Raw genomic sequence first — 16,867 nt, 5'->3', positions numbered from 1 at the left:
CCCTCAGTCCAGGTCGGCGTTCTTCAGCGCGTCGGTGACGTCGGTGAAGCCCTTCCTGCCCAGCACCAGCCGGCCCTGCCTGACGACCTGGAGGGACACGTCGGTGTTGGCCAGGCGCGGGAAGCCGACGGCCGCGAGCGGGCCCTGGAACTTCCACTGGAGCGTCGGGGTCAGCCCGCCCGTGCCGACCTTGATCCCGTCGTCCAGGGCTTTGCGTACGGCGGCGGAGGTCACCTCGCCGGTCAGTGACTCGGCGATCTCCTTGAAGGCGGTGTACGCGATCCAGGTGGTCTGCACCCCGGTGTCCGCGGCGTCGATGCGGTTGTCGCCGAAGGCCTGCTCGCTGATGACCTTCTTCATCGGGTCCCAGCGCGAGTCGGTCTCCACCGGGTACCAGCCGGTGATGTACGACCCCTCGTAGGGCCCGGACTGCCCGCCGGAGGCGTTGATCTCCGTCTGGTCGACGTTGCCGAGCACCATGGCGGTGCGGACCGCGGGGTACTTCTCGCGGTCGCGCCGGAAGGAGTCCATGAAGGTGCCGGTGCGGTCTCCGAGCGCGGGCACCACGCAGCCCTTCCTGGCCGCTTCGGTGGTCGTCTGCCGGAGCGCCCGATCGGAGGGCTCGGAGTACTCGGTCGCGTCCTCCGGTGCCAGCAGGTCCTTGGTGGCCGCGTGTCCGCCGGCGGTCAGGCCGGAGTCGAGCAGGCTGGAGAGTTCGTCGCCCGCGACGGTGTCGGGTCGGACCAGTGCGACGGGCCCGCAGTCGGAGAGCGCCCTGCCGAGGCCGGCCAGGAGGGTGGGCTGCCCGCCGTTGACGGGGTAGGAGAGCGGGCTGGTGAACTCGTCGGAGGTGACGCCGTAGCCGCCGATGTAGGGGATGCCGGCGCCCTCCAGCGGTGGGAGGAAGGAGCCGGAGTACTGGCTGTAGGAGCCGACGACCGCGACGACGCCCTCGCTGACCGCGCGCTGGGCGCACCTCGCCGCGGCCACGCTGTCGTTACGGTCGTTGCAGGTCAGGACGGTGACCTTGCGACCGTTGAGGCCGCCGTGGGCGTTGATCCAGCGGGCGTAGGCCTTCGCGAAGGCGGGCATGCCCGGTTTGTTGGTGGCGTTGGTGTTCTCCGGGGCCCAGGTCATGACCTTGATCGGGTCGTCCCCGGAGCCCCCCGTGACCCCGGGGACGACCCCGCAGCCGGCGGTGAGCGACACACACGCCACCAGGGCCGCCGCCGAAACGGCGGCCGCTCTGACGGGCCGGGTGCACGTGGGGAGGAGGGTGCTGCGGAAGCGTCGCCTGCCGGTCATGTACGGACACGCTTCCGCCACACCGCTAACCGGGGTGTGACCCGCGGTGAGCGGAGGGTGACGTGAGGGTGAACAGCGGGGGGCCGGTGGGGCGCCCGAGGAAGGGAACGTACGATCGATGACCGTGCAAGGTTCGGAGAACTCTTCCCGTCGCGGCCGTCGCTCATCCACCATGGGTGACATGCCACAGAACGACATGCCGTGGTGGCGCTGGCGCAGCAACGTGCGCTCCGCGCTGCACATGCTCTCCGACCCGGTGTTCCAGAGGGATGTCTGGCTGGCGGGTGTGGAGGGGTACGGAGACGTCACCGACGCCGTGTACCGCCTCGTCGAGGACACCTGGCTCGACAACTGGTCCGCCGAGAAGTACGTCGGCACGATCTTCCGGGACTCCCAGGAGGCCGCGCTCGTCGACACCGCCGTCCTGCGGGTGCTGCGGATCATGCACCAGGTCGGGCCGGACGCCCCGGTCTCCGCGTACGTCGACCACCAGGGGTGGCCGGACGCGGTACGGGCGGCGCGCGACGCGCACGTACGGCTGGCGGTGGCCGACGGGGAGGACCCGGACGCGCCGCCGCGCACGCTGGAGGTGCTGCGGATCCTGACGCGGTCTGCGTAGCGAGACGGCCGGACGGCCCCGGTCCCTGATATGGGACCCTGTCCGGCATGAACGAGCAGTCCACCGGCGCCACCGCCCCCGCTGACCAGTACGTCCTCACCCTCTCCTGCCCCGACAAGCAGGGCATCGTGCACGCCGTGTCGAGCTACCTGTTCATGACGGGCTGCAACATCGAGGACAGTCAGCAGTTCGGCGACCACGACACGGGACTGTTCTTCATGCGCGTCCACTTCTCGGCGGAGGCGCCGGTGTCCGTGGACAAGCTGCGGGCCAGCTTCACGGCGATCGGTGACGCCTTCCACATGGACTGGCAGATCCACCGGGCCGACGAGAAGATGCGCATCGTCCTGATGGTCAGCAAGTTCGGCCACTGCCTGAACGACCTGCTGTTCCGGTCGCGGATCGGCGCGCTGCCGGTGGAGATCGCGGCCGTAGTGTCCAACCACACGGAGTTCGCCGAGCTCGTGGGGTCGTACGACATTCCCTTCCACCACATCCCCGTGACGAGGGACACCAAGCCGGAGGCCGAGGCGCGGCTGCTGGAGCTGGTGCGGGAGCTGGACGTCGAGCTGGTCGTGCTCGCCCGCTACATGCAGGTCATCTCGGACGACCTGTGCAAGCAGCTCAGCGGGCGGATCATCAACATCCACCACTCCTTCCTGCCGAGCTTCAAGGGCGCGAAGCCGTACCACCAGGCGCACGCGCGGGGCGTGAAGCTGATCGGGGCCACCGCGCACTACGTCACCGCCGACCTCGACGAGGGGCCGATCATCGAGCAGGAGGTCGAGCGGGTGGGGCACGATGTCACGCCGAACCAGCTGGTCGCGATCGGGCGTGACGTGGAGTGCCAGGCGTTGGCCCGCGCCGTGAAGTGGCATGCGGAGCGGCGGATTCTGCTGAACGGGCGGCGGACGGTCGTGTTCGCCTAGGAGCTCGGGGGTTCGGGTTCGCGGGCGTACGCGAACGGCCCCCACGAACCCGCACCCGCCCGCGAACCCGCGACCCGCGCCTACATCCGGCTCATCGACGCGGCCGCGAACAGCACGTCCCTGATCGCCTCCCGGTCGCCCACCTGACCGGCGGCCGCCTCCTCCGGGGACACATGACCCGCCGCCAGCCGGCAGAACTCCACGCCGTCCAGGGCGACATGGGCCACCTCGTGCTCGGCGGAGCCCACCGAGCCGGGGGAGTCCAGGGGGATCAGCCAGTCGCCGCCGCCCAGCCCCTCGATCTCCAGCCGCAGGCTGCGGCCGGGCTCACCGGCCGGCACCAGGTGACGGCCCGGGGCCGGTGACGCCAGCCCCGACCGCCGGCGTACCGCCAGCACACCGGGCAGCATCCGGGCCGCGAGGTCGATCATGCGGTTGAGGTGGCGCGGCGAGGGCGGGTCGTACGGGTAGTCCACCGCCTCGGCGATGTCCTCCGCGTGTACCCAGCACTCGAAGGCGCGGTCCAGCATCGCGTCGTGCAGCGGCAGCTCGAAGTCGCCGTAGGGCACCGCCGGCCCGCCGGTACCCCCGCCGGTGAAGGAGACCGTGCGCACCAGGTCGTGGCTCTGCTCCCGCCAGGGGGTGCGCACCCCGCGGGTGGGCGGGAAGTGCGAGCCCCGCCAGTACGCCTCGGTGCGCGCGGCCGGCGTCGGCGCCTTGGTGTTCACCTCGCCCAGCGGGTCGTCGAGGCCGAGCGCGACCGCGACCAGGCCGTCGACCGTGAGCAGGTGCGCGATGACCCCGGCGACCGTCGTACGACGACTTGTCGCGCCCTCGCCGTCGAACCAGCGCAGCCGCACGGGCGCGTGCCACTCGGCGTCGCCTATGTCCTGGAGCAGGGCGTCGAGCCGGGCGGTCTCAGCGTCGTACGGCGTCGCCCACCTGGGCACCGGGATGCGCGGCGGCCGCCGGTCGAGGCAGCTCTCCAGGACGCGGGTACGCAGACCGGGATCCAGGTCGAGGCTCTCCGGGCGGTGCAGCAGGCCGACCGCCCCGCGCAGGCGCAGTGCCTCGTCCGCGCAGTCTCCGCAGTCGCCCAGGTGTTCCTCGACGGCCGCCGTCTCCGCCGGCGAGCAGGCGGCCAGCGCCCACGCCCCGAGCATCGACTTCAGGACGTGGTGCTCCAGGACCAGTGGTGCGGGCGCGGATATCAGGTCACCCAGCTCCTCCAACGTGGGCAGGGGGCGCCCGCTGTCCTCGATGGAGGCGCGGGGCAGGGGGATGCGGGGCGTGGCGGGTTCGCCATTGCCGCTGGGGCGGCGGTCGCCGGTCGAGTCTCTGTCCGGGCCGCCGTCCGGGCCGCCGTCCGAGCCGGGGCTCGCGCCACCCGTGTCGCCGTACGTCTCGTGCCCGTCGTGCCCGTCGTCCCCGTCGTCTCCGTCGTCGTGTGCCTCGAAGCGGCCGGCGTCGTTCACGCCGCACCCCCGTATCCGGGCGGCGTCCCGGGTGCGGCGGCGTCGTGGGCCGTGGACAGCAGTTGCAGACCCAGACGGAGACGGCGGCGGGCCTCGTCCTCGGTGACGCCGAGGTCGACGGCGGTCTGGCGGTAGTCGCGGCGCTGGAAGTAGGCCAGCTCCAGGGCCGCACGCAGCGGTGCCGGCATGGACTGGACGATGTAGTCGGCGCGGGCGGCGACCGAGGCGTGGCGGACCCTGCTCTCCAGTTCCTCGGTGGTGCCGTGGCCCTCCTCGGCGAGCGCGGCGGTCTCGGTGACGCGCAGCCGCTGCACGGCGAGGCGGTGGGTCAGGGTGGCGACCCAGGAACGCAGCGGGCCCTGCTTGGGGTCGTAGGCGTCCGGGTGCTCCCAGACATGGGCGAAGACCTCGCGGGTGAGGCGGTCGGCGGCGCCTTCGTCGCCGAGCACGCGGTGGGCGAGACCGTGCACGAGTGAAGCGAAACGGTCGTAGAACTCACCAAGGGCGGCCGCCTCACCGCGTGCGAGTCGCTGCTGCATCTTGCGGTCCCAGCGGGGCGGTGCGTCCTTCTTCGCCATGCGGCCCTCTCAGCCTGCCCTTGTCCCGGCCAGTGTCTTTGTCAAGCCTTCGCCCACCTGCTCCTCGAATGTAGTCGGCACCTCCGGCAGCGCACGCCCCTTTGTCGCAATGTGCGCCCCCCGCGGAGCCGAGGGTGGTAGTGGACGTCGCCTACCCGTCCACTTGCCCGCCAGACACGATCGAACAGGATCGAATGCGACTAAAACAAGCCTTCTCTGATAGCTATCCGTTTTTCGGCTCGTGTTTCAGGGAACGGCCGCTGGGCAGCCGCGCTGCAAGGAAGCGTAGGGAAGGCTTCCGCTTGCTTTCCGGCGAACGAAGGGAATGGTGGTGGCGTTCAATGTGACCGGCAACGGGCAGGGCGATTGGGCCGTGCTCGAGGTGTCGGGCGAGCTGGACCTGGTGACGTCGCCGGTCCTGCGTCAGCGGGTGCACGACGAGGTGGCCGAGGGTCGCCACAGTCTCGTACTCGACCTCTCCGATGTGTTCTTCTGTGATTCCAGCGGCGTCGGTGTGCTCATCGCCTCCCGCCGCCTCATGAGTTCCTGCCAGGGCCGACTGCGCCTGATCCTCCCGGCCCAGGGCGCCGAGGACGGCTCCCACGTCAACCGGGTACTGGGCGCGCTGGGGGTTCGCCGGCTGTTCGACGTCCACCCGGATGTGGCGTCGGCGGTGCGGGAGGACGCGGACCCGCTGTCGGCGTGAGCGGTACGGGAGCGTGAGTGGCACCCGGTCCGCTCGGTTCCGGGCGAGGTGAGTGCCACACCGTTGTCCCGAAACTCCCTCGGTCTTGGCACAAGCGTCGCTTTCGCCCGCCCGGAGAGGCCTTCCCGTCGTACGCTCCCTGGCAGATGCACCCGACGTGACGTGAGGCGGTCCGAACAGACATGGTCAGCAGCGAGTACGAGCGCAGGATCGCCGCCCGGTTCGCCACCTTCGACCAGGACGGCAACGGCTATATCGACCGTGCGGACTTCAGCGTGGCGGCCAAGGCGCTGCTCGCGGAGTTCGGCACCGCCGCCCGTTCCGACAAGGGGCAGGACCTGTACATCGGCGCCGAGGCGTTCTGGCAGGGCATGGCCGGCATCGCGGACCGGGACGGCGACCAGCGGATCACCCGGGAGGAGTTCGTGAACGGCGCGGTCAAGCGCCTGCGCGACAACCCGGAGCGGTTCGCCGAGATCGCCCGCCCCTTCCTGCACGCGGCCCTCGCCGTTGCGGACGCCGACGGGGACGGCCGGGCCACGGTCGAGGACACCGTACGGGTACTGACGGCCCTCGGCGCGAGCGAGGAGGCCGCCCGCACGGCCGCCGCCGTCCTCGACACGGACGCGGACGGCAAGGTCGGCGAGACGGAGATCGTGACGGCCTTCGCCCGCTACTTCACCGTCCCCGACTGAACCCGCCCCCGCACCAGAACCACCCCTACGCCCCCGAGTACCGCTCCCGCAGCTTGTACTTGAGCACCTTCCGCAGCGTCTCGCCCCGCGGAAGGGCGTCCACCACCTCCACCTGCTCCGGCAGCTTGTGCGTCGACAGCCCTTCCGCGCGGAGGTACGACGTCACCGCCTCCAGGGTCGGCCCCTCACCTCCCGGCGTCCGCTCCACCACCGCGCACACCCGCTCCCCGCGTTCCGCGTCCGGCAGCCCGATCACGGCCACGTCCCCGACGGCCGGGTGCGCGTGCAGCAGGTCCTCGATCTCCTTCGCCGAGATGTTCTCGCCCTTGCGGATGATCACGTCCTTCAGCCGGCCGGTCAGCACCAGATGCCCGCTGTCGGTGACGTGCCCGAGGTCCCCGGTGCGCAGGAACCCGTCCGCGTCGAAAGCCTCCGCCGTCTGCGCCGGATCCAGATATCCCCGGCAGACGGCCTCGCCCCGCAGCCGCACCTCCCCGTCCACGATCCGTATCTCCATGCCCTGTGGCGGACGCCCCTCCGTCGTGGCCAGGTTCTCCGGGGTGTCGTCGGGCGCCCCCATCGTGATCATCGGCACCTCGGTCATGCCGTACCCGTGCGTCAACTGCACGCCCATCTCCCGTACGACGGCGTGGTAGACCTCCGGCGGCTTGGGCGCCCCGCCGCCCGCGAGCAGCCGTAGCGAGGGAATGACCGGTACCCCCGGCTGCTTGCGCTGCTCGGCGAGGAACATCGAGTAGAACGCCGTGGACCCGCCCGCCACCGTCACCCCGTGCCGGCGGTACCCCTCCAGCGCGTCCGGCAGCGCGAACTGCTCGAACATCACCGCGGGAAAGCCGTACAGCAGCAGCATCACCGTGTAGTCGGGGCCGGCGATGTGCGCGTACGGGAAGGCCATCGAGCCCACGTCGTCCGCCGACAGACACAGCGCGTGGGCGAGACACGACCCGCCCGCGATCAGTGAACGGTCCGTGTGCAGCACGCCCTTGGGGGCCGAGGTGGTCCCGGAGGTCCAGTAGATCCAGCGCACCGAGGTGCCCTCCGAGGGCGGGGAGGGCAGGACCGACGGGTCGCCGTCGGGCAGCACGTCGTACGCCTCGAAGACGCCCTTCGCGCCCAGCCGCCGGGCCATCGCCGTGTGGTCGAAGCCGCGCCACTCGCCCGGCACCGCGAAGTACTCCGCCTTCGACTCGCGCAGCGCGAACCCGACCTCGCGGTCCCGGTAGAACGGGATCACCGGGCTCTGTACGGCGCCCAGGCGGACCAGTGCGAAGGACAGCAGGGCCGTCTCGAGCCGGGTGGGCAGCTGCCAGGCGACGACCGTGCCGGGCCGTACGCCCATGTCGTACAGCCCCGCCGCGACCCGCTCGGCCCGGTCGCGCAGCTCCCCGAAGCTCAGGGAACGGTCGTCCTGGAGGAGAACCGGGCGGTCGGGGGTGAGTTCGGCGCGGCGCGCGAGAAGGTCCCAGAGGGTGCGGGAGGTGCTGAGCGCGTGGGCGGTGTCGGTCACGGCGGCCCCCTGTGTAGCTGACGGATAGTCAGATGGTGGGCAGAGCGTAGGGCTCGGCGCCTTGTCGGTCCAGGGGTGCGCGACTAGCCTGCTGGGCACATCACGAATCTGACGATCCGTCAGTTAACTGTGTGTCAGGTACCTGTGTGTGTCAGGCGGAGGGGACCCCCATGACCGAACTGCCCCGCATCATCAGCGTCGACGACCATGTCATCGAGCCCGCGCACCTCTTCGAGACCTGGCTGCCGCAGAAGTACCGGGACCGCGGCCCCAAGGCCCTCACCGCCGGCATCGGGGAACTCGCCTACGTCGGCGGCAAGTACCAGATCACGATGGACCCGGGCGGTCAGCCGACCGACTGGTGGATCTACGAGGACCTGAAGTTCCCGTACAAGCGCAACATCGCCGCCGTCGGCTTCGACCGGGACGAGATGACCCTGGAGGGGATCACCCGCCAGGAGATGCGGCGGGGCTGCTGGGATCCCGTCGCGCGGCTCGCGGACATGGACCTCAACCATGTCGAGGCGTCCCTCTGCTTCCCCTCCTTCCCCCGCTTCTGCGGGCAGACCTTCGCCGAGGCGCACGACAAGGAGGTCGCGCTGGCCTGTGTGCGCGCCTACAACGACTGGATGGTCGAGGAGTGGTGCGGGGACAGCGGGGGCCGGCTGATCCCGCTGTGCCTGATCCCGCTGTGGGACATCGAGCTCGCGGTCGAGGAGATCCGGCGCAACGCGGCCCGCGGGGTACGGGCGGTGACCTTCTCCGAGATCCCCACCCACCTGGGCCTGCCGTCCATCCACTCCGGCTACTGGGACCCGTTCTTCGCGGTCTGCCAGGACACCGGGACGGTCGTCAACATGCACATCGGCAGCAGCTCCCAGATGCCGGCCGCCTCCCCCGACGCGCCGCCCGCCGTGCAGGCCGCGCTCAGCTTCAACAACGCCATGGCCTCGATGATGGACTTCCTCTTCAGCGGCGTCCTGGTGCGGTTCCCCCGGCTCAAACTCGCCTACTCCGAGGGGCAGATGGGCTGGATCCCGTACGCCCTGGAACGCGCCGACGACGTCTGGGAGGAGCACCGCGCGTGGGGCGGCGTCCGCGGCACGATCCCGGAGCCGCCGTCGACGTACTACTACCGGCAGATGTTCTGCTGCTTCTTCCGCGACAAGCACGGGGTCGCGTCCCTGGACGTCGTCGGCCGGGACAACGCGACCTTCGAGACCGACTACCCGCACGTCGACTCGACCTTCCCGCACACCAAGGAGGTCGCTCTCGACCATGTGAAGGGCCTCGACGACGAGACGGTGTACAAGCTGATGCGGGGCAACGCCATCCGCATGCTGGGCCTCGACCTGGACCGCTAGTGGACCTCACCGACACACCCGAGGAGCAGGAGTTCCGGGCGCGCCTGCGGGAGTGGCTGGCGAAAGTGCTGCCCACGCTGCCGCCGAAGCCGTCCCCGGACGACTGGCCGGGCCGCCGCGCTCATGACCTCGGCTGGCAGCGGATGCTGTACGACGCCGGGTACGCGGGGCTGCACTGGCCCGCCGACGCGGGCGGGCGGGGCGCCACCCCCACCCAGCACCTGATCTTCCTGGAGGAGACGGAGAGGGCGGGCGCGCCCTACGTGGGGGCGGGCTTCGTCGGACTGCTGCACGCGGGGCCCACCATCGCCGCCGAGGGGACGGCCGGGCAGCGGGCGCGCTGGCTGCCGCCGATCCTGCGCGGCGAGGAGGTGTGGTGCCAGGGCTTCAGCGAACCGGACGCCGGGTCCGACCTCGCGGCACTGCGCACGCGCGCACGGCGGGACGGCGACGACTACGTGGTGAACGGGTCCAAGATCTGGACCTCGCACGCCGAAGTGGCCGACTGGTGCGAGCTGTTGGTGCGGACCGATCCGGCCGCCGCGAAACACCGGGGCATCACCTGGCTCGCCCTGCCCATGGACGCGCCAGGAGTCACCGTACGGCCCCTGCGGACCCTCGCCGGGTCGGCCGAGTTCGCCGAGGTGTTCCTCGACGAGGTGCGCGTCCCGGTCGCCAACCGGGTCGGCGACGAGAACGACGGCTGGCGCGTGACCATGGTGACCCTGGCCTTCGAGCGCGGCACGGCGTTCGTCGGCGAGGTGGTGGCCTGCCGGCGCGTCCTCGGCGAACTCGCCCGGGAGGCGCGGCGGAACGGTCGCTGGGACGATCCGGTGCTGCGGCGGCGCCTCGGGCGGCTGAACGCCGAGTTCCGCGCGCTGTGGCGGCTGACCCAGTGGAACGTGAGCGAGGCTCAGGCGTCGGGCCGGGTGCCCGGCGTTGGGGGTTCGGTTTTCAAGCTGAGGTACTCACACGCGCGTCAGGAGCTGTACGACGCCGCCGCCGACGTCCTGGGCGACGCGGCACTCGATCTCGACCGGCCCTGGGTGCTCGACCGCCTCTCCTCGCTGTCGTACACCATCGCGGCCGGTACCTCGCAGATCCAGCACAACATCGTGGCCGAGCGGATCCTGGGCCTGCCGAAGGGGCGCTGACGTGCGTTTTCACCTGTCCGAGGACCAGCGCGCCTTACGGGCCGGCGTACGGGAGCTGCTGGCGCGGCGCTTCGACGCCGAGGCCCTGCGCGCCGCCGTGGAGCGTCCGGGGCTCGACCGTGCGCTGTGGCGGGAGTTGGGGGAGGCCGGGTTCTTCGCGCTGCGGCTGCCGGAGGCGGACGGCGGGGTGGGACTCGGGCTTCCCGAGGCGGTGTTGGTGTTCGAGGAGGCGGGGCGCGTCCTGCTGCCCGGGCCGCTGATCGCCACGCACCTCGCGGCGGGCACCGTGCCGGGGGCGGCGGCCGGCGAGGCGGTCGTGGCGGACGTCGACGGCGGCCTGGTGGAGTGGCTGGCGGAGGCGGACGTCGTACGCGGGGGAGGGACCCCGCTGCCGCGACCGGAAGAGGCCGTGCCGCTGCGGTCGGTGGACCCGTTGACGCCGCTGCACCGCTGGACCGGCGCGGAGACCTGGCCCTGTGACCCCGTCGGCGTCCTCCTCACGGCCGCCGAGCAGCTCGGTACGGCCACCCGCGCGTGCGAGCTGGCCGTACAACACGCGCGGACCCGTGAGCAGTTCGGGCAGCCGATCGGCGCCTTCCAGGCGATCAAGCATCTCTGCGCCGACATGCTGGTGCGGGCGGAGACGGCCCGCGCGGCCGTGTACGCCGCCGCCGTCACCGCCGACGCCCTCGACATCGCGGCGGCCCGGCTGCTGGCCGACGAGGCCGCGCTGCGTAGCACGCGGGACTGTCTTCAGGTGCACGGCGGCATGGGGTTCACCTGGGAGAGCGAGGTGCACCTGCATCTCAAGCGGGCCTGGGTGCGGGCACAACGTGGCGGAGGCGTCACGGAGAGTGAGGAAATCCTCGCCGCGGAACTCGTGGACCAGAGGCCGTGAACGCCGCTGGGCTGGGACATCACCGGAGCGCCCGGGGCGGATGTCACGGATCGTGGCATACCGGAATCACGGAGCGTTGATATCGGGTTGTGTCCTACGTGTGACTCGTGGGTCCCGGAGTCGATCACCCACTCCGGTACCTTGGGTGAAATGCGAGTGGCCCCGAGCACGAACCATGCCGGTGTTACCCCTGTTTGTTCGACCCTTGGAGACGAGCGTCGCACAGTATGCCGCATGGGTACTCCTTCCCACTGGAATATGCCCGAAGCGCTTGTTGGCGTGACTGTAGGTCAACCATGCTGTCTCACAAGGGAGTCACGTTCGGTGACTCTGACTCTTGCCGTTGTTCTGGTCATGCAAAAAATGGCTACGATCGTGGCCCTTGTGAGGCGCGCGGTGATGTGTCCGCCGGTTCGGATGGTGTGAGCGGTGCAGGTGCTTCAAGTGCAGCTGGAGATTCGGCCCGACCCCGCAGAGGTGGGGCGTGCCCGCAGCTGGGCCCGCTCGCGCCTGGCCGGGTCCGGGATAGCGGCCGACGAGTCGCTCGCCGAGACCCTGATCCTGCTCGTTTCCGAGCTGGTGACCAACGCCGTGGTGCACACCGGCTGCCCGGCGGTGCTGCGGCTCTCCCTGCCGCCCGCGGCGGCCGAGAGGGCCACGGTCCGCCTGGAGGTGGCCGACCGCAGCGACCGCGCCCCGGCGCCGCGCTGTGCGGACGGCGACGAGACGGGTGGCCGGGGTCTCGCCCTCGTGGACGGGCTCGCCGACCGCTGGGGCTGGATCCCTGAGGGGGCCGGCAAGCGCATCTGGTGCGAACTGGACCGGTGCGCCAAGTCCCGGTCCGCCGTGACGGCCTGCGGCAGCGATGTGTCGGCGTACGAGGGGCTGGCGTACGAGGCGGTGTGAGGCGCGCGGTCGCGGAATGTGCGGGTACGCGATCGGGGAGTGCGGCGGTGCACGGTCGCAGAAAGCGCTGTCGCCCTTGATCGGCGCTGCATCCGTGCGCCGGGACGTGCTTCTGTGCGCGCCCACGGCAAACAGTACATACGTAATAAATCCCCGAACGGGTGTTGACGCCACGTGACCGTTTGATCACGATTGTGGTCAGCGATTCGCCGCGAGGGGACGCCGAGGGCTCCGGTGACGGGGGCCCTCGACGAGTGTGGGTCGCGATTCGGCGTCGGTTCCCTCAGGGCCGGGAGAACCGGGGCGGGTACGCCGGAGGCGGATGGCGGTGCGCGATGCCGTGCTCGGGGCGGGTATGGCGCACCGCCATCCGACGGTCCTCAGAGGATGGCGACCGGCGCGACCGGCGTTCCCGTCGCGCCGACGAAGGGTTCGGGCATCGCCGACAGCAGGAATGCGTACCGGCCCGCTTGTCCACAGGCTGTGGACAACTCTTCGAGATTCCAGTTCTGCCCCTGAAGCATCCCCATCTCCACCAGGTCGAGCGCGTGTACGGGCAGCCACAGATCCTCGATCTCGGGCGGAAACACCTCGAAGGTGAGGGTGTCGTTCGCGACCGCGGCGACATCACGTGCGTGGAACCACTCCGGTGTACGGATCGACAGGCCCGGTGACGGATAGCCGTACGCCTCCCTGTCGCCCGCCAGGTACACCTGCACCTGCCCGGTCCGTACGAGCACGATGTCACCGGCCCGCACTCGCGTACCGGCGAGTTCCTCGGCGGCGTCGAGGTCCTCGGGGGTGACGGCGTACGAGCCGTCGAGACGGTCCCTGCCGTGCGCCCGGGCCACGTCGAGCAGCACCCCGCGCGAGACGATGTGCCGTGCCTTGTCGATGCCGCTGAACTCGGCGCCGCCGTGCGGGGTGATGGTGTCGGCCGGGCGGCCGTTGTAGAGCCGGCCCGAGTGTGAGACATGGGTGAGCGCGTCCCAGTGGGTGGCCGCCTGGAGTCCCATGGTCACGGCGTCGTCGCTGCACGCCACCGTGCCCGGGCCGAAGATCTCCTGGTTGATCTGCACCATGGCGTGCAGGGGATTGACCCGCCCGGGGATCAGTCCGGTCTGTACCCCGTCCTGTCGCAGGGGGAGCGCGAGAGGGACGCGGCGGCCCGTGCGGACCTCGGTCGCCGCCTGGCGTACCACCTCGTCGGTGATCAGGTTGAGGGTGCCGATCTCGTCGTCCGCCCCCCAACGGCCCCAGTTGTTCACGCGCTTGGCGATGTCGTGGAACGCGGGATGGAGCGCGGGCTGTGACATCCGTCCTCCCCGGGGCTTGTCTCCGGCTGTCCTACGGGGGAAAAATCTAACGGACCGTCAGAAACCGCGGGAAGGGGCCGGCGTGGGGAACTTCTTGGCAGGCAAGGTGGTCGCCGTGACAGGCGCCGGACGGGGGATCGGGCGGGCGGTGGCGCTGGCCGCGGCGGCCGAGGGCGCCCGGGTCGTCGTCAACGATCACGGCGTCGCCATGGACGGCGCCTCGCCGACGAGCGAGGTCGCCCAGTCCGTGGTCAAGGAGATCGAGGCGGCGGGCGGCGAAGCGGTCGCCGTGGCCGACGACATCTCCACGATGGCCGGCGGTCAGCGGGTGGTCGACGTGGCGCTGGCCTCGTACGGACGGCTCGACGGGGTCGTGTGTGTCGCCGGGATCCTGCGCGAGCGGATGCTGTTCAACATGGCCGAGGAGGAGTGGGACCCCGTCCTGGCGACCCACCTCAAGGGCACGTTCACCGTGTTCCGGGCGGCATCGGCGGTGATGCGGCAGCAGAGGTCCGGCACACTGATCGGCTTCACCAGCGGAAACCACCAGGGCTCGGTGTCCCAGGCCAACTACAGCGCGGCGAAGGGCGGGATCATCTCGCTCGTCCGCAGCGCGGCCCTCGGGCTGCACAAGTACGGGGTGACCGCCAACGCGGTGGCCCCGGTGGCCCGAACCCGGATGTCGGCGAACGTCCCGATGGAACTCACCGAGATCGGCGAGCCGGAGGACGTGGCCGCGATGGTGGTCTACCTGCTGTCGGCGAAGGCGTGGGAGCAGGGGATCACGGGCCAGGTGTACACGATCGCCGGCCCCAAGATCGCGGTCTGGGCCCAGCCGAGAGAGCTGCGGGCGGCGTACGCGGACGGCTCCTGGACACCGGAGAAGATCGCGGACTTCCTGCCGGGGACGGTGGGCATGGACCCGATGCCGCTGCTGGAGCGGGTGGCGGGGATGGAACGGGCGGCGCGGGAGGGGGGCCGGCCGAACGCGTAGGGCTACAGCCATTGCGGTTGGCCGCCCTGTGCCGCGGGGTGACCCGAACCCACCGCCACCCGGCACCCCACCGCCACCCCACCGCACCCGGCACCCCACCGGCTCCGGCCACCCTCCAGGAAGGCGCACCCATGGACTTCGCATTCACCTCGCAGGACGATGCCTTCCGCGCCGAGGCGAGGGGATGGCTCGCCGCCCACGCCGACGGCACGCAGGACCGCCGAACCTGGGAACGCACCCTCGGCAAAGCCGGCTGGATCGGCCTCGGCTGGTCCCAGGAGGGGTACGGCAACCGCGCCGCCACCCTCACCCAACAGGTCGCCTGGGCCGAGGAGTACGCCCGGTCGCCCGCGCCGCCACGCTCCGGACACATCGGCGAGAACCTCCTCGCCCCCACCCTCCTCGCCCACGGCACCGAGGAACAGAAGGCCCGCTTCCTGCCCCCGATCGCCGCCGGCGAGGAACTCTGGTGCCAGGGATACAGCGAACCCGGCGCCGGCTCGGACCTGGCCGGCGTGCGCACCGCGGCCGTACGCGAACCGGACGGGACGCACTACCGGATCACCGGCCAGAAGATCTGGACCTCGCTCGCCCACGAGGCGGACTGGTGCTTCGTGCTCGCCCGTACCGAGCCCGGCTCCCGGCGCCACCACGGGCTGACGTTCCTGCTCGTACCCATGGACCAGCCGGGCCGCGTCGAGGTCCGCCCGATCCGTCAGCTGACCGGCACGAGCGAGTTCAACGAGGTTTTCTTCGACGGGGCACGCGCGCGCGTGGAGCATGTCGTCGGCGCGGAGGGCGGCGGCTGGCGGGTCGCGATGGGTCTGCTCGGCTTCGAACGCGGAGTGTCCACGCTCGCCCAACAGATCGGTTTCGCCCAGGAGTTGGGCAAGGTTGTGGAGACGGCGGTGGCCACCGGCGCGGTGCACGATCCCGTCGTACGGGACCGGTTGGTGCGTCAGTGGGCCGAGTTGCGCGTGATGCGCTGGAACGCCCTGCGCACCCTGGGGGGTTCGGCCGACGCGGGTGCGTCGAGCGTGGCCAAACTGCTGTGGGCCGGCTGGCATCAGCGGCTGGGGGAGCTGGCGATGCGGGTGCGGGGCGCGGCGGCGGCCGTGGGCCCGGTGGAGTGGTCGGCCGCGGCGCCGTACGAACTCGACGTGGCGCAGCACCTGTTCCTCTTCTCCCGGGCCGACACGATCTACGGCGGCTCGGACCAGATCCAGCGCACGATCATCGCCGAGCGGGTGCTCGGCCTGCCGAGGGAACCCAAGGGCCGACAGGGGGCCAAGTGATGCGAGGCGTGGTGTTCGACGGCAAGCGGATCGAGGTCGTCGACGATCTCGTCGTACGGGAGCCGGGGCCGGGCGAGGTGCAGGTGGCCGTCTCGGCGGCGGGGCTGTGTCACAGCGACCTGTCCGTGGTGGACGGGACCATACCGTTCCCCGTTCCTGTGGTGCTCGGCCATGAGGGGGCGGGCGTGGTGGCGGCGGTGGGCGCCGGTGTCACGCATGTGCGCCCCGGCGATCACGTGGCCCTGTCCACGCTCGCCAACTGCGGTACGTGCGCGCAGTGCGACCGGGGACGGCCGACGATGTGCCGGCAGTCGATCGGGCGGCCGGGGCAGCCGTTCGCGCGGGACGGGCGGCCGGTGTTCCAGTTCGCGGCCAACTCGGCCTTCGCGGAACGGACCGTCGTGAAGGCCGTGCAGGCGGTCCGGATCCCCGAGGAGATTCCGTTGCCGTCCGCCGCGCTCATCGGGTGCGGGGTGCTGACCGGCGTCGGCGCCGTGCTCAACCGGGCGAAGGTGGACCGCGGGGACAGTGTGCTGGTGATCGGCACGGGCGGGATCGGGCTGAACGTCCTGCAGGGGGCGCGGATCGCGGGCGCGCTGCGGATCGTCGCCGTGGACGCGAACCCGGCGAAGGAGGAGGTGGCCCGGCGGTTCGGCGCGACACACTTCCTGACCTCCATGGACAGCGTGGGGGACGTGCTGCCGACGGGCGCGGACCACGCCTTCGAGTGCGTCGGCCGGGTCGAGTTGATCCGGGCGGCGATCGACTCGCTGGACCGGCACGGGCAGGCGATCCTGCTCGGCGTCCCGCCGGCCACGGCTCAGGCGTCCTTCCTCGTCTCGTCGATGTTCCTGGACAAGTCGATCCTGGGCTGCCGCTACGGATCCTCCCGTCCGCAGCGGGACATCGCCCTGTACGCCGAGCTGTACCGGGAGGGCCGGCTGCTCCTCGACGAGCTGGTGACCAGGACGTATCCGGTCGAGGACTTCGAGAAGGCGGTGGCGGACGCGGAGGCGGGGCGGGTGGCACGCGGGGTGCTGACGTTCTGACCGCGAGGTTTTCCACAGGTGCTGGAAATCTCCTGGGGCCTTGTCAGTGCGGGCCG

The 16,867-nt window shown here is 71.1% G+C and carries 16 protein-coding genes; 11 read left to right on the top strand and 5 right to left on the bottom strand.

The features are described from left to right. Nucleotides 1-3: 3 nt before the first annotated feature. The gene (locus tag OHA64_RS21285) at nt 4-1,305 is read right to left on the bottom strand and encodes an ABC transporter substrate-binding protein (protein ID WP_405615363.1); all 1,302 of its coding nucleotides are present in this window, start codon (nt 1,303-1,305) and stop codon (nt 4-6) included. A gap of 118 nt (nt 1,306-1,423) precedes the next feature. Here OHA64_RS21285 and OHA64_RS21280 point away from each other — a divergent pair, with 118 nt between their 5' ends. Next, nucleotides 1,424-1,924 carry an SCO4402 family protein gene (locus tag OHA64_RS21280; protein WP_356777144.1) on the top strand — a complete coding sequence of 167 codons (501 nt, stop codon included), beginning with the start codon at nt 1,424-1,426 and terminating at the stop codon, nt 1,922-1,924. A gap of 47 nt (nt 1,925-1,971) precedes the next feature. After that, complete coding sequence (gene purU / locus OHA64_RS21275) at nt 1,972-2,853, top strand: formyltetrahydrofolate deformylase (protein WP_405615361.1); 882 nt, start codon at nt 1,972-1,974, stop codon at nt 2,851-2,853. An 80-nt stretch (nt 2,854-2,933) separates the two neighbouring features. On the opposite strand, the gene OHA64_RS21270 is transcribed toward purU, so the two are convergent. Continuing rightward, complete coding sequence (locus tag OHA64_RS21270; protein ID WP_405615359.1) at nt 2,934-4,328, bottom strand: zf-HC2 domain-containing protein; 1,395 nt, start codon at nt 4,326-4,328, stop codon at nt 2,934-2,936. Then, entirely contained in the window at nt 4,325-4,906 is a 582-nt protein-coding gene (locus OHA64_RS21265; protein WP_405615357.1) for a sigma-70 family RNA polymerase sigma factor, read from the bottom strand. The genes OHA64_RS21270 and OHA64_RS21265 overlap by 4 nt, the downstream gene beginning before the upstream one ends. Nucleotides 4,907-5,231: 325 nt before the next feature. Here OHA64_RS21265 and OHA64_RS21260 point away from each other — a divergent pair, with 325 nt between their 5' ends. Continuing rightward, nucleotides 5,232-5,612 carry an STAS domain-containing protein gene (locus OHA64_RS21260; protein WP_356777153.1) on the top strand — a complete coding sequence of 127 codons (381 nt, stop codon included), beginning with the start codon at nt 5,232-5,234 and terminating at the stop codon, nt 5,610-5,612. A 182-nt stretch (nt 5,613-5,794) separates the two neighbouring features. Then, the gene (locus OHA64_RS21255) at nt 5,795-6,307 is read left to right on the top strand and encodes an EF-hand domain-containing protein (protein ID WP_405615355.1); all 513 of its coding nucleotides are present in this window, start codon (nt 5,795-5,797) and stop codon (nt 6,305-6,307) included. A 25-nt stretch (nt 6,308-6,332) separates the two neighbouring features. On the opposite strand, the gene OHA64_RS21250 is transcribed toward OHA64_RS21255, so the two are convergent. After that, on the bottom strand, nt 6,333-7,835 hold the full coding sequence (locus OHA64_RS21250; protein WP_405615352.1) for a class I adenylate-forming enzyme family protein: 1,503 nt from the start codon (nt 7,833-7,835) through the stop codon (nt 6,333-6,335). A 170-nt stretch (nt 7,836-8,005) separates the two neighbouring features. On the opposite strand from OHA64_RS21250, the gene OHA64_RS21245 reads away from it, so the two are divergent. From OHA64_RS21245 to OHA64_RS21230, 4 genes are all read left to right on the top strand, one after another. Further along, nucleotides 8,006-9,199 (top strand): amidohydrolase family protein, encoded by a 1,194-nt coding sequence (locus OHA64_RS21245; protein ID WP_405615350.1) that lies wholly within the window; start codon nt 8,006-8,008, stop codon nt 9,197-9,199. Beyond that, complete coding sequence (locus tag OHA64_RS21240) at nt 9,199-10,353, top strand: acyl-CoA dehydrogenase (RefSeq protein ID WP_405615348.1); 1,155 nt, start codon at nt 9,199-9,201, stop codon at nt 10,351-10,353. The genes OHA64_RS21245 and OHA64_RS21240 overlap by 1 nt, the downstream gene beginning before the upstream one ends. Before the next feature lies 1 nt (nt 10,354). Beyond that, nucleotides 10,355-11,251, top strand: a complete 897-nt coding sequence (locus OHA64_RS21235) for an acyl-CoA dehydrogenase family protein (protein ID WP_405615346.1) — start codon at nt 10,355-10,357, stop codon at nt 11,249-11,251. A 444-nt stretch (nt 11,252-11,695) separates the two neighbouring features. Further along, on the top strand, nt 11,696-12,157 hold the full coding sequence (locus OHA64_RS21230) for an ATP-binding protein (protein WP_405615344.1): 462 nt from the start codon (nt 11,696-11,698) through the stop codon (nt 12,155-12,157). A gap of 380 nt (nt 12,158-12,537) precedes the next feature. Here OHA64_RS21230 and OHA64_RS21225 read toward each other — a convergent pair whose 3' ends face one another. Further along, on the bottom strand, nt 12,538-13,473 hold the full coding sequence (locus tag OHA64_RS21225) for a cyclase family protein (RefSeq protein ID WP_405615342.1): 936 nt from the start codon (nt 13,471-13,473) through the stop codon (nt 12,538-12,540). Nucleotides 13,474-13,555: 82 nt separating this feature from the next. Here OHA64_RS21225 and OHA64_RS21220 point away from each other — a divergent pair, with 82 nt between their 5' ends. The 3 genes from OHA64_RS21220 to OHA64_RS21210 all read left to right on the top strand — a co-directional run bounded on the left by OHA64_RS21220 (nt 13,556) and on the right by OHA64_RS21210 (nt 16,811). After that, the gene (locus OHA64_RS21220; RefSeq protein ID WP_405615340.1) at nt 13,556-14,467 is read left to right on the top strand and encodes an SDR family NAD(P)-dependent oxidoreductase; all 912 of its coding nucleotides are present in this window, start codon (nt 13,556-13,558) and stop codon (nt 14,465-14,467) included. Nucleotides 14,468-14,598: 131 nt separating this feature from the next. Beyond that, nucleotides 14,599-15,762: an acyl-CoA dehydrogenase family protein gene (locus tag OHA64_RS21215; protein WP_405615338.1), complete on the top strand. Its 1,164-nt coding sequence runs from the start codon at nt 14,599-14,601 to the stop codon at nt 15,760-15,762. Continuing rightward, complete coding sequence (locus tag OHA64_RS21210) at nt 15,762-16,811, top strand: Zn-dependent alcohol dehydrogenase (RefSeq protein ID WP_405615335.1); 1,050 nt, start codon at nt 15,762-15,764, stop codon at nt 16,809-16,811. Before OHA64_RS21215 ends, OHA64_RS21210 begins: the two co-directional genes overlap by 1 nt. The last annotated feature ends 56 nt before the right edge of the window (nt 16,812-16,867 follow it).

The sequence above is a fragment of the Streptomyces sp. NBC_00076 genome (assembly GCF_045041235.1).
GTDB lineage: Bacteria > Actinomycetota > Actinomycetes > Streptomycetales > Streptomycetaceae > Streptomyces.
Note: the sequence above shows the minus strand (reverse complement) of the source record. Positions and strands in the feature narration are given on the sequence as shown.